An 11,678-nucleotide genomic window follows, 5' to 3' on the forward strand; every position below is an offset into this window, starting at 1 on the left:
CTGCTGGGCTCGCTGCAAGGTTTTCGCGAGCAGATGGCGCGGCTGGGCGAGGCGCCTGCACCGCAGCTGCGGCTGGGCATCGTCGACGCGCTGTTGACCGCGCCGGCCAGCCCCTTGCCGGCCGCGCTGGCGCGCTGTGCCGACGCCTTGCCGGGGTTGCAGCTGCAGTTGCTGTCGCTGCGGCCGATCGAGATCGAACGCCGCATCCTCGCCGGTGAGCTGGACGCCGGCATCCTGGCCGCGCACCCGCCGGCCGCCGGCCTGCAGCAACAGCGCCTGTATGCCGAAGCCAGCAGCCTGCACGTCGGCCCCGGCCACCCCTGGTTCAAGCGCAACGACAAGACGATCACCCGCGACAGCCTGGCCGAGATCGACTGCATCGCCGATCCCTACTCGGTCGACCTGCCGCCGCATGCACGCGGCCACATGCGTCCCGGCAGCCCCCGCGCCGACAGCATCGAAGGTGTCGCGCTACTCATTGCCACCGGCCGCTACGCCGGCTACCTGCCGGACCACCTGGTCGCGTCGAATCGCGCGCTTGCGCCGCTACGCCGCGTGCACCCCGCCCTGTTCAGCCACCAGCAAGACATCGTGCTGACCTGCCGCCAAGGCAAGGCAGAGGCGCCGCTGCGCCAGCTGTTGCGCGAGCTGACGCGTCGCTCCGCTAACGGCTAGCGGGGCACTGCCCGGTCCAGCTCTCGCTGCGACAAGGCCAGTTCATCGAGCAGCCATTGGCGCAGCGCCATCAGCGGGGGCCAGTCGGCCAGCTCGGGCGGGTAGGCGAGCCAATAGGTCTGCCCCTCTTCGTGGCGCATCTCCACCGGCGACAAGCGCACCAGTCGGCCGTCTCTCAGCGCATCGGCGGCAAGAATCTCGCGACCCAGCGCGAGACCCAGGTTCTGCTCGGCGGCCTGCAGCATCAGGCCCGCGTCGCTGAAGGTGGCGACCGGGTTGACGCGGGTGCGCAGCTTGTTCAGCGCGAACCAGCGTTGCCACATCACGGTGCTGCCGAGCAGCGGCTCTTCGGCCAGCTGCGCGGCGGTGCAGCCTTGCAGGCGGCGCGCGGCCTGCGGCGAGCCCAGCACGATCATCGGCGAGTCGGTCAGGCAGACGGCGTCCAGCCCGCGCCATTGGCCGCTGCCCTGGCGCAGCGCGGCGTGAAAGCCCTCGCGCTGCAGCTCCACCAGGTGCTGCGAGGTGTGCAGTTCCAGCCCGATGTCAGGGTGGCATTCGCGCCAGCGGCCCATGCGCGGTAACAGCCAGCGGTGGGCGAACGATGACAACAAGGTGATGCGCAGGCGCTGCTCGGCGTTGCCCGAAGCCAGCGCCGCCGTGCGCACCCCTTCGTCCAGCGCCGCGAGCGCCGGCTCGACGGCGCGCAACAGCGCGGTGCCGGCTGCATTCAATGCCACGCGGCGGCCTCGGCGATCGAACAGTTCGAAGCCGATCTGCTCTTCGAGCAGCTTGATCTGCTGGCTGACCGCGCTGTGCGTGAGGTGCAGCTCTTCGGCCGCGGCGCGCAGGTTCTCAAGCCGCGCCACGGCACGGAAGGCGGGCAAGGTTTGCAGCGGCAGTCGGGTCATCTCATTTTGGCCTTTTGGTAAGCATAGCCGACCAACTTAGCCAGAACAAGTCGATTCCGTTTTTGCTTATGGACTCTTATGCTTACCAGCACCGAATCACCCGGCAGCCCAAGTGTCCTGTCCCACCCGGGCGACCTGCCCTGCCACCTGCTGGAGAGCCGTTATGAAGACCCCGCTGCGTGTTCGCGCCACCGCCCTCGTCGTCGCCGTCATGCTGACGACCGTGCTGGCCCAAGCCCTGGCCCTGTTCGCCTTGCCACCGTCAGGCGAGGTGCTGCTGGCCCAGGCCGCCACAGCCATTCACCGCACACAGTGATGGCAAGCGACCGCACCAGGGCCTACGTACATCAGGCCGTGGCCAAACCAGCCGCGGCCGACACGCGCGGCGCCACCGCATCCAATGTGTTGAACGCCTGTTCCAACGCGGCATGCAGCCGCGCGGCGGCCGCCACCTGGGCGCTGTGCGGCCCGGGTTGACTGTGCGACAACTCCCGCGCCAGCTCGTACACCTCGGTCAGCCCCAGCATGCCGGCCGAACCAGCCAGGCCATGGGCCAAGCGGGCCAACGCCACCCAGTCCGCCGCACGGCTCAGTTCATCGATGCGCGCCAGGTCGCCCTGGTGGTGCGCCACAAAGGCCTGCAGCAGCTTGCGGTACATGCGCGTGTCGCCCGCCAGGCGTTCGAGTGCCTGCGGCACCGCCACGCCGGGCAGCAGCTGGTCCAGCGCACTGGCTTCGCTGGCGATGCTGGATTCAGTGGTAGCCGACTGCACGCTGCCTTGCGTCGGCGCGATGCGCGACAGCAGCGTCTCAACCAGTTCGCGTGGATCGATGGGCTTGGCCACGTGGCCATCCATGCCGGCGGCCAGGCACTCGTGCCGGTCCTGCGCCAGGGCCGAAGCGGTCATCGCGACGATCGGCAGCGCCTGGCCCTGAGGCAATGTGCGGATCAAACGCGTGGCCTGCAGGCCGTCCATCTCCGGCATCTGCACATCCATCAACACCAGGTCGTAGGGCTGGCCCTTGACACAGTCGACCGCCTCGATGCCGTTGTTGGCCACGGTCACCTTCATGCCTGCCTTGGCCAGGAACTCGGCCGCGACCTGCTGGTTGATGACGTTGTCTTCGACCAGCAGCACCCGCGCGCCATGGATCGGCCGCGTGGCCTCGGCAAAGTCGAAGCGGCGCCGCGCGGTGGGCGTCGTCTGCACGCGGCCATTGCTGCGGCTTTGCAGCACGACCACCGCATCGAACAGGCGTGACGGCGTGACTGGCTTGGTCAGCACCATGTCGGCGGGCACTGCGCCGGCCAGCTCCAGCACGCGCTGGTGCGCCGACACCGAGACCAGCATGACGATCGCCAGCGGCCGGCTGCGCGCCGGGTGGGCGTGCCGACGCAAGACGGCGGCCAGCCCGCCGCCTTGGGCGATGCCGGGCGTCTTTTCGTCCAGCAACACCAGATCAAACGGCGCCGCGCGCTCATCGGCCGAGCGCAGCTCGGTCAACGCCTGGCCGCCGGTCGCCGCACCGCCAACCTCGAAACCCCAGGACTGCAGCTGCTGCGTCAGGATCTGCGCCGAGGTGTCTTGCGGGTCGACCACCAGCGTGCGCATGGGTTGGATGCGGTGCAGGTCCAACCGCCGGCGCGAGCTCGGTGCCACCTCGAAGCGCGCAGTGAACGCGAACACACTGCCCTGCCCCGGCACGCTGGTCACGCCGATGCGCCCGCCCATCAACTCCACCAACCGGCGGCAGATCGCCAAGCCCAGGCCAGTGCCGCCGAACCGGCGCGTGGTGGCCTTGTCGGCCTGCGTGAAGGGCTGGAACAGCCGTGCCGCCTGCTCGGCAGACATGCCGATGCCACTGTCGCGAACCTCGAAGCGCAGCATCACGGTCGAGCCCGCAGGCCCACCGTTGGATGCGGCGACCGCACCGGGACTCGCCGGCTGCGGTGTCGCATCGACCGCGACGATGATCTCGCCACGCGGCGTGAACTTGATCGCGTTGCCGACCAGGTTGCTCAGCACCTGGCCCAGGCGCATCGCGTCGCCCATCAAGCCTTGCGGCACGCTGGGGTCGATCTCGAAGTACAGGCCCAGGCCGGCCTCTTCGGCCCGTGCGGCGAACAGGCCGCCAACCTGGTCGACCACCTCTTCGGGACTGAACTCCTCGTGCTCCAGCGCCAGCTTGCCGGCCTCGATCTTCGAGTAGTCGAGGATGTCGTCGAGCAATCGCATCAGCGCCCGCGACGAACCATGCACCTTGGTCAGGTAGTCGCGCTGGCGCTCGTTCAGCTCGGTGTCCAGCGCCAGGTGCGTCAGGCCGATGATGGCGTTCATCGGCGTGCGGATCTCGTGGCTCATGTTGGCCAGGAACAAGCCCTTCGCACGATCGGCCTGCAGCGCCTCGTCGCGCGCGCTGGCCAGCGCCGCGCCTTGCTCGTGCTCTTGCCAATGCATCGCCACCAACCGGCTGTACAGGTGGGCGTTCTCATTCAGCAGCTCGGCCAGCACATAACTGGCTGACAGCAGGCCATACAGGCGACCGCTGTAGAAGCCGAGGTCATAGCGGCCGGCATTGAAGACCGCCGACAGCGCGATGTCGAAGATCCACGCGAACATCACGACCACCAACCAGAGGTCGAGCACCGTCTTGTCCGGCCGGCGCAGCAGCAATGCCACCGTCAGCACGTTGGCCAGCCAGACGCTGCCCACCACGGCGGTCATTGCCGGGCTGTAGTGGTCGCCGACCATGATCGGCGGCAACCGGTCGACGCCGAAGATGGCGAGCAGTGTCAGCGCCACCACGGTCACCAGCACCGCCAGCGTGCCCCACCCGGCCACACGCCGCGACTGAACCGCCGACAACGCAAGTGCCGATTCACCGGCCCGGCCGCGGCAGGCATACGCCAGCACCGCCAGCGGGAAACCGGCGTGCCAGAACATGTAGAGCCAGGCGGTGGTCTGCGGCCCGGCAGCGAGTGCACCATCGGACGCAAACAGGCCCGGAAAGCTCAGCGCATGCACGCTCGCCATCAGCGCCGAGAACAGGTAGGCCGCGGCCAGCACGCCCAACGCCGGTCGACCGAGGATGCGGAACTGGCCGAGCAGCAGATAAGCGGTGATCAGGTCGCAGACCACCAGCGCCGACTGGTACAGCGGGATGAAAGCCACCACCTGCGGCAGCGCGGTCTTGGCCCAAGGCATAAGCCCGACAAACAACAGCGCCGACAAGACCACCGCAGCCAGCGCGCGACGGCGCACCGGCAGGCGGGCCGGTGTGGTGGCAACGAACAACTCGCTGCTGTCGACAGCCGAGGCAGGCAAGGTCATCGTGGACGAGGCGTCAGGCCGCGAGACAGCGGCGCGCCGCGTTCAATGCACCCGCACGCTCGAGGTTTCCGGCGGTGGCTCGGCAGGGCCGGCCAGCGAGTTGCGCGCATTCAGGTGCGCGTGCGGCGACACGCCCACCCCCAGGCGATCCACCAACTCGCCCCCCAGCCAAGCGGTGACCAGTGCGACACCGGCCCCGCAGAACGACAGCACATAGGCCAATGCCGGGGCCAAGGCGGGCTCGTCCAGGCGCAGCCACCAGCTGGTGGTGAAGAGCAGCAGCACCAGCACGTTGCCGCCGCCATGCATTGCGCCGATGGCGTTGGCCCGCGTGCCGCGTGGGATGGCCAGCCAATCCATGTAGCCCCAGGGCGCGGCGAGTGCACCACCGACCAGACCTGCCGCGATCAAGGCATGGGCGACGGTTGCGGCCGACGCACTGTTGCCGAAGAGACTGATCAGGTCGAACACCACCGAAGTGGCCAGCAGACCAAGCGGAAACACGATCAGCATCTGGTGCAGCGGATGCCCGAACAACTTGACTCTGCTCTCCATGACAACTGCCTTGCGCGAATGGGGCGATGTCGCGTCGTGGCAATCGATGTTCCTGGCAGAGCGGCCCCGCCAGCCCTGCCGAACCGGTCATTTCTCAGTCACTTGCAGGGTCGCGGCAGCACCGATGACCGCCGATTCACCGGTCGTCGGCAAGTTCGGCGGCAGTTTTTGCGCTGCGATGGTGCTCACACATCGTCTGGTTCGTGAAGTAGGCGGCGTTGCAGAGGTGCATTCATGGCTTGCCGCGGCGCCTATTTCAAAGGCACTGGCGCAACCGTAGATTGGAGACACCCCCAACCACCACCTCGCAAAGGACCTGCTCCATGAAACTCTATTTCGCCCCCGGTGCCTGCTCGCTGGCTGTTCACATCGCTTTGCGCGAAGCCGGCATCGGCTTCGACACGGTCAAGGTCGACCTGGCCACGCACAAGACCGAAGACGGCGGCAACTACTTCGACATCGCACCGCGCGGCTACGTGCCGTTGCTGGAATTGGACGACGGTTCGCGTCACACCGAAGCCGCCGCGCTGCTGCAGTACCTGGCCGACCAGGACCCAGCGCAGGCGCTGATTGGCGAGGTCGGCAGCACGCGCCGTCTCGCCGTGACCGAATGGCTGGCCTTCGTCGCCAGCGAGCTGCACAAGGCTTTCAGCCCTTGGCTGTGGCACAAGGAGACCGCGGACACGACCAAGCGTGATGTGAAGGCCAAGCTCGCGGCGCGGTTTGCGGAACTGGACAAACACCTCGCCCAGCGCGAGTACCTGGCCGGCGAGTTCAGCGTCGCCGATGCCTACGCCTTCACGATCGTCAACTGGTCGAACTTCCTCGGCATTCCGCTGTCGGACACGCCGCACTTGCGTGACTACCTGGCCCGTGTGTCGGCTCGGCCGGCGGTGCTGGCCGCGTTGAAGGCGGAAGGGCTGCTGAAGTAAAGGAAAGGTAAAGATGTCCCGAGACACGGTGCACGCCTAGCCCGCCAGTGGGATGGACGAACCGGTGCCTCCTACACTGGTTTTTCCACCACTTCGCGAACGATGGCCATGCGCTTGCGTGTACTCCCCTCGTTGTTGTTCGTCGCCTTCACCTTCATGGCGGGCCCGACTGTCCAGGCGGCGCCGCCGTGCACTGTGTTCAGCGGCAGCACCTTGCCGGCGACCGATCCGCTCACCTACAAGTACCGCGATCCCGGGCACCCGGAAGACGACCTGACGGTCACCTACCGCAAGTGGAACGACTACTGCTATGCCGACGCCGAGACCTGGCAGGAATGGCATGACGAGAACAACTGGTTGACCTCCAAGGGCAAGCCCGACAAGGTCTCGCTGTCGCAGCGACTGGACTTCTATCGCCGCGCGAACCAGCCGCTGACCGAGGCGCTGCCACTGGTGGTCTTCGCACACCCCGGTGGTCCGAGCGAAGACTTCCCGGACGACTCACCGCAGCTGCGCTGGGTCGTGATGACGCTGGTCAAGGCCGGCTACGCGGTGGCGTCCATCGAATCGCGCCACCCGCTGGGCAGCATCGTGGCGCCGCGGCTGAAGAAGTTCGAGACCTCCGACTGGCCGCCCGTCACCACGAGCCCGATTCCGAGCGACGACATCGCTTCGTCGGTGCGCTGGCTCAAACTCAACAAGACCGCCTTCGGCATCGACCCGACACAGGTGGTGGTGGTTGGCCAGTCGCGCGGTTCGGCAGCGCTGCTCAATGCGTTGCTGAACATCCCAGGTGATCCGCATGCGACCGACTGGCGGTCGAAGTCATCGACCGTGCGTGGCGCCTTCCTCTACCAGGCCCAGACGACGTATGTCGAAGACGAACTCGCGCAGGTCTTCATCGCCGACGACGGGCTGTACCGCTACTGGGTCCACCAGGACACGCCCGACGCGATCCTGCCGCCCGGCGGCGACCCGAACCGGCTGCCCGGCAGCGCCGTGCAGCTGGCCCGCACGGTGCCGTTTGACCAGTTGGTGCCAGTGCACCTGTCGTACGACCACGAAACAGTGCTCCAGCCCGACGGCGTGCACCTGAAGCCGCAATGCTTCGAGAGCAACAACCGCAACCGCCGGTACGAAGGCTACGACGACGACGACAATCCCGAGACGAAGCCGATCTACGACCCGAAGCAGATGCCACGCTGCCCAGGCGACGTGGACCGCGAAATGTTCGACGTGCACGACCCGAACTACGGCCAGTACTTCGCGCAGGCCTATGCTGACCGTGGCACGCCGGAACGCGTCACGCGCTGCGGCGGAGTCGGCGACGACAACGTCAAGGGCGGTTATGCCGACCTGCTGGGCTTCGTGCAGAGCATCCTCGCCGGCAAGCTCTACACGCCGAGCTGCAGCGCCGGCGGCCACGTGGTGCCCACCCCGCCGCCGGACGCCATGAACTGAGGCAATCCGTTCGACGAGGTGTCAGGCCTCGTCGACCACCGGGTTGCGCAGCAGGCCGATGCCTTCGATCTCGACCTCGCAGACATCGCCCGCCTTCATCCACACCGGCGGCTGGCGCGCCATGCCAACACCCGCCGGCGTGCCGGTGATCAGCATGTCGCCGGGCTGCAGCGTCATCACTTCGGAACAGGCCGCCACCAGTGCGGCCACGTCGAAGATCATGTCGCGGGTGTTCGCGTTCTGCAGCATCTCGCCGTTCAGGCGGCACTGGATCTGCAGGCCGGCAGCGCCCGCTGGCAGCTCGTCAGCGGTGACGAATACCGGACCGAAGGCGCCGGTCGCGTCGAAGTTCTTGCCCAGCAGCCACTGAGGCGTGCGCAGCTGGTGGTCGCGGATCGAGCCGTCGTTGAACATCGAGTAGCCGGCCACGTGGTCGAGCGCGTGCGCTTTCGGGATGTGGCGCCCTGCCCGGCCGATCACCGCGACCAACTCGGCCTCGTAGTCGAACTGCACCGACACCTTCGGCCGCACCAGCGGCTGGCCATGGGCGACCCATGACGACGGATAGCGTTGGAACACGACCGGGTGCTTCGGTAACTCGAAGCGGCTTTCGGCAGCGTGGTCCTTGTAGTTCAGGCCGATGGCCAGGGCCTTCGCAGGCTGCTGCAACGGCGGCAGGTAGGTGATACCCGCCAACGGTCGGCGCGTGGTCGCACGAGCCACCACGTCACGCGCGGCTTGCAGACCGGCCTCGCCCCGATGCAGCAGTTCGTCCAAGGTCGCTGGCAACCCGAGCGCGGTCAGGTCGACCAGTTCGTCACCGACGCACGCACCTAGGGTCGCACAGCCCTGAGGGTCCAGAAAAGCAAGCAGCTTCATCGCACCATCCCCCGGCAGACCAATGCGATGCATTGTCTGCCTTGGCTGCGATGCCGGCGACCCGTCAACCGGAGGCGAACGCCAGCGCCAGCATCAGCCACGCCCCGTGCGGCAGCCACTGCTCGCTCCAACGCCACGAGTGCATCGGATCGGTCTGCGCGGGCAGGCGGAAGTCGATGTCTTCTTCGTCGTCCAGACCGGCGGTGATGCCGTTGCAGACGCCGCCCGGCGCGTTCCAGTACCTCGGCTCGTAGCGCGGTGCGGGGCCGTGGCCGGCGCCTTGCATCATGCAGGTGTCGAAGGGGTTGCGGCCGAAGATCCAGTCGAGCGTGGCGTCGGCGTAGGCCTGCAGCGGGTCTTCGCCGCCTGAGCCTAGATGCGGGCGAGCCCACAGCACGGCGGTAGCCAATGACGCCAGTCGCGCGTTCTCGCCTTGCCACCAATAGCCACTGTCGTTGCTGTGTGGCATGAAGAACTGCGCACGGCCGGGCTGGGTCGGCGTCGTCACATACTGGCGCGGCAGGTGGAAGGGGTTGTTCTCGCCGTTGGTGGTGACGTGCAGTTCCCACTGCAGCCCGCGGCGCAGCGCAGCGCGCAGGGCATCTGCATCGACGACGCCGGCGCAGGCTTCCAGCGTGCGCAGCAATGCCACATAGGGCAGACCGGCCTCGGCGGCGTGGGTGTAGCTGCGGGTCTTGGCGTCGTCGGCCCAGAACCAGCCATCGGCGTGCTGGCGGCTCAGCAAACGCTCGGCGCGATGCTGCACCGCGCCGGCGTAGGTGGCCTGGCCGCCGGTGGCTGCGCACAACTCGCTCGCGGCGAGCAGCGCACAGTAGTCGTCGATGATGTTTTCGCGCCCGTCAGGCAGGTAGCGCGAGTTGTGCTCAGCCAGGTGCGCGAACGCGCGCTCGGCGGCCGCGAGGTAGCTGCTGCGCGTGAACGCGCCGTCGCGCGGCAGCGTGCTCGCGCGGGCCAGCGCGGCGATCGCGCTGCCGGCGCCCTGGCGAAAGCCCGCCTGCACCGTCGTCAATAGATGGCCCTTCTGCGTCTCGTATGCGCAGATCTTGCGCTGGCCAACGTCCTTGCTCCAGCGGTCGAACACCGTCTGGCAGAAGTAGCCGTCGGGGTGCAGCATGCGGTGCAGGAAATCGGCCCCGTGCAGCGCCTCGTCGACCAGGCGGTCGTCCATCCAGATGCCGGGCTCGGCCAAGCGCGATCGTGTCTCCAGCAGGTTCCACACCACCTGCGGCGTTTGCTGCGGGTTCAGGAAGTTGGCGTACGAGAGATGCGTCAGGTACTTGCTCGCGTCGCCGGATGCGTCGTACCAGCCGCCGTGCACATCCATCCGTTCTGCCGGTTCTCCTTCAGCACGCTGAATCGGACAGTCGCGGTCGGCCGCATCGAAGATGCCACCGCAGCGCTGCGACTTGATGTAGTGCAGCAGGTCGGAGATGTGCTGGCCGTCGTAGAGCTTCTCGCTGATCGCGAAAGGCTGCGATTGCAGCGGTGGGTTCGCGCCCGCCGCCGCCACGATGTAGCAGCCCGGTGTCTGCAGCGGACCAAGCTCGGCCGCCCAATACTGCCAATCGCGCCAGCGCTGCACCGGACCCAGCGGTTGCCAACGGCCTTCGAGCACCACCCGCCGCTCGTCGGCCTCGTAGACGATAAAGCGCTCGCTCGGCGGTGCGCTGCTGGCTTGCAGCAGCACGCGTTTGCTCGGTGCGGCGGCCCGGTAGCCCAGGTGGTTGTGCAGGATCTTCATGGTGCCCCATCATCGCCGGTGYGCGGCAAGGCACGACCGGCGGCGTCGAACAACAAGCCGTGGCCAGCGGCCGCCTGCAGCACCACCGCCGTGCCGGCTGGCGGCACATCCAGCGGCGGCCGCTTCAAGGCCAGCCGCGTGCCGTCGGGGCCTGCCACCACGTGCAGAAGTTGGTGGTCGCCCAGGTATTCGGCCAGCGCCACCTGGGCCGGGATGCGGTTGGCGCTGTCGGTGGAGTCGGTATCGGCCAGCTCCAGGTGCTCGGGGCGGATGCCCACCGTCACCGCATCGCCCACCGACAGCCGGCGCGCATCGGCCGCCACCAGCAACCGCGCAAGGCCTGGCACCTCGATCTCGGCCAGTTCTGCACCGGCGCGCAGCAACCGCCCCGTCAGCAGGTTGATCTTCGGCGAACCGAGGAAGCCGGCGACGAAGAGGTTGCACGGCGAGCGGTACAGCTCGGCAGGCCGTCCGACCTGCTGCACAACGCCGCCGTCGAACACGGCCATCCGGTCGGCCAAGGTCATTGCCTCGACCTGGTCGTGTGTGACATAGACCATCGTCGCGCCCAACTGGCGGTGAAGCGCGGCCAGCTCGACACGCAGCGTCTGACGCAGCGCGGCGTCGAGGTTCGACAGCGGTTCGTCGAACAAGAAAACGCGGGGCTCGCGGACGATCGCGCGGCCGATCGCCACACGCTGGCGCTGCCCGCCCGACAGTGCGGCCGGCTTGCGTTGCAGCAGCGGTTCGATCTGCAGCAGCTTCGCGGCGCGGTTCACGCGCTGAGTGACTTCGGCCTTTCCCATGCCCGCCATGCGCGGCGCGAACGCCAGGTTGTCGTGCACGTTCATGTGCGGGTACAGCGCATAGCTCTGAAACACCATCGCGACACCACGCTGGGCTGGCGGCAACTCGGTCGCACGCTTGTCGCCGATGAAGATCTCGCCGCCGCTGGCCTCTTCCAGCCCGGCGATCAGCCGCAGCAGCGTCGATTTTCCCGAGCCCGACGGGCCGACGAAGACGACGAACTCGCCGTCGGCGATGTGCAGATCCACACCGGCCAGCACCGGCTGACCCGGTTGAAACTGTTTCGCAACGCCCTGCAGAGATACCGAAGCCATGCCTAACCCTTGACCGCACCGGCCGCCAAGCCCTTGACGAAGTAGCGCTGGCC

Annotated in this window: 11 protein-coding genes; 5 read left to right on the forward strand and 6 right to left on the reverse strand. The window is 67.7% G+C overall.

Features of this window, described 5'->3' with window-relative positions; translation table 11 throughout:
• Positions 1-675, forward strand: a 675-nt coding sequence (locus AC1DYI_RS16055) for a LysR substrate-binding domain-containing protein (RefSeq protein WP_477205131.1), incomplete at its 5' end; no start/stop codon positions are given.
• Here AC1DYI_RS16055 and AC1DYI_RS16060 read toward each other — a convergent pair.
• Entirely contained in the window at positions 672-1,583 is a 912-nt protein-coding gene (locus tag AC1DYI_RS16060; protein WP_477205132.1) for a LysR substrate-binding domain-containing protein, read from the reverse strand. The two genes, AC1DYI_RS16055 and AC1DYI_RS16060, sit on opposite strands and share 4 nt — an antisense overlap.
• Before the next feature lie 163 nt (positions 1,584-1,746).
• Between AC1DYI_RS16060 and AC1DYI_RS16065 the strand changes: the two genes are divergently transcribed.
• Positions 1,747-1,899: a hypothetical protein gene (locus AC1DYI_RS16065; protein WP_477205133.1), complete on the forward strand. Its 153-nt coding sequence runs from the start codon at positions 1,747-1,749 to the stop codon at positions 1,897-1,899.
• 31 nt (positions 1,900-1,930) lie between these two features.
• Here AC1DYI_RS16065 and AC1DYI_RS16070 read toward each other — a convergent pair whose 3' ends face one another.
• Positions 1,931-4,915 (reverse strand): response regulator, encoded by a 2,985-nt coding sequence (locus tag AC1DYI_RS16070; RefSeq protein WP_477205134.1) that lies wholly within the window; start codon positions 4,913-4,915, stop codon positions 1,931-1,933.
• Between the two features lie 42 nt (positions 4,916-4,957).
• On the reverse strand, positions 4,958-5,470 hold the full coding sequence (locus AC1DYI_RS16075) for a DUF2231 domain-containing protein (RefSeq protein ID WP_477205135.1): 513 nt from the start codon (positions 5,468-5,470) through the stop codon (positions 4,958-4,960).
• Here AC1DYI_RS16075 and AC1DYI_RS16080 point away from each other — a divergent pair.
• The 3 genes from AC1DYI_RS16080 to AC1DYI_RS16090 all read left to right on the forward strand — a co-directional run bounded on the left by AC1DYI_RS16080 (position 5,469) and on the right by AC1DYI_RS16090 (position 7,863).
• A complete protein-coding gene (locus AC1DYI_RS16080) occupies positions 5,469-5,750 on the forward strand; it encodes a hypothetical protein (protein WP_477205136.1) in 282 nt (93 codons plus the stop codon). The two genes, AC1DYI_RS16075 and AC1DYI_RS16080, sit on opposite strands and share 2 nt — an antisense overlap.
• Before the next feature lie 43 nt (positions 5,751-5,793).
• On the forward strand, positions 5,794-6,402 hold the full coding sequence (gene gstA / locus AC1DYI_RS16085) for a glutathione transferase GstA (protein WP_477205137.1): 609 nt from the start codon (positions 5,794-5,796) through the stop codon (positions 6,400-6,402).
• A gap of 102 nt (positions 6,403-6,504) precedes the next feature.
• Entirely contained in the window at positions 6,505-7,863 is a 1,359-nt protein-coding gene (locus AC1DYI_RS16090) for a hypothetical protein (RefSeq protein WP_477205138.1), read from the forward strand.
• Between the two features lie 21 nt (positions 7,864-7,884).
• Here AC1DYI_RS16090 and AC1DYI_RS16095 read toward each other — a convergent pair whose 3' ends face one another.
• From AC1DYI_RS16095 to AC1DYI_RS16105, 3 genes are all read right to left on the reverse strand, one after another.
• Positions 7,885-8,742, reverse strand: a complete 858-nt coding sequence (locus AC1DYI_RS16095; RefSeq protein WP_477205139.1) for a fumarylacetoacetate hydrolase family protein — start codon at positions 8,740-8,742, stop codon at positions 7,885-7,887.
• A 64-nt stretch (positions 8,743-8,806) separates the two neighbouring features.
• Positions 8,807-10,504: a glycoside hydrolase family 9 protein gene (locus tag AC1DYI_RS16100; RefSeq protein WP_477205140.1), complete on the reverse strand. Its 1,698-nt coding sequence runs from the start codon at positions 10,502-10,504 to the stop codon at positions 8,807-8,809.
• Positions 10,501-11,625, reverse strand: a complete 1,125-nt coding sequence (locus AC1DYI_RS16105) for an ABC transporter ATP-binding protein (RefSeq protein WP_477205141.1) — start codon at positions 11,623-11,625, stop codon at positions 10,501-10,503. Before AC1DYI_RS16105 ends, AC1DYI_RS16100 begins: the two co-directional genes overlap by 4 nt.
• Positions 11,626-11,678: the final 53 nt, after the last annotated feature.

It is taken from the genome of Ideonella sp. P3_A4 (assembly GCF_056403075.1).

Coding starts and splice junctions, on each gene's coding strand:
- AC1DYI_RS16060 (WP_477205132.1), bottom strand. CDS start 1,583: ATGACCCGACTGCCGCTGCAAACCTTGCCCGCCTTCCGTGCCGTGGCG.
- AC1DYI_RS16065 (WP_477205133.1), top strand. CDS start 1,747: ATGAAGACCCCGCTGCGTGTTCGCGCCACCGCCCTCGTCGTCGCCGTC.
- AC1DYI_RS16070 (WP_477205134.1), bottom strand. CDS start 4,915: ATGACCTTGCCTGCCTCGGCTGTCGACAGCAGCGAGTTGTTCGTTGCC.
- AC1DYI_RS16080 (WP_477205136.1), top strand. CDS start 5,469: ATGACAACTGCCTTGCGCGAATGGGGCGATGTCGCGTCGTGGCAATCG.
- AC1DYI_RS16075 (WP_477205135.1), bottom strand. CDS start 5,470: ATGGAGAGCAGAGTCAAGTTGTTCGGGCATCCGCTGCACCAGATGCTG.
- gstA (WP_477205137.1), top strand. CDS start 5,794: ATGAAACTCTATTTCGCCCCCGGTGCCTGCTCGCTGGCTGTTCACATC.
- AC1DYI_RS16090 (WP_477205138.1), top strand. CDS start 6,505: ATGGCCATGCGCTTGCGTGTACTCCCCTCGTTGTTGTTCGTCGCCTTC.
- AC1DYI_RS16095 (WP_477205139.1), bottom strand. CDS start 8,742: ATGAAGCTGCTTGCTTTTCTGGACCCTCAGGGCTGTGCGACCCTAGGT.
- AC1DYI_RS16100 (WP_477205140.1), bottom strand. CDS start 10,504: ATGAAGATCCTGCACAACCACCTGGGCTACCGGGCCGCCGCACCGAGC.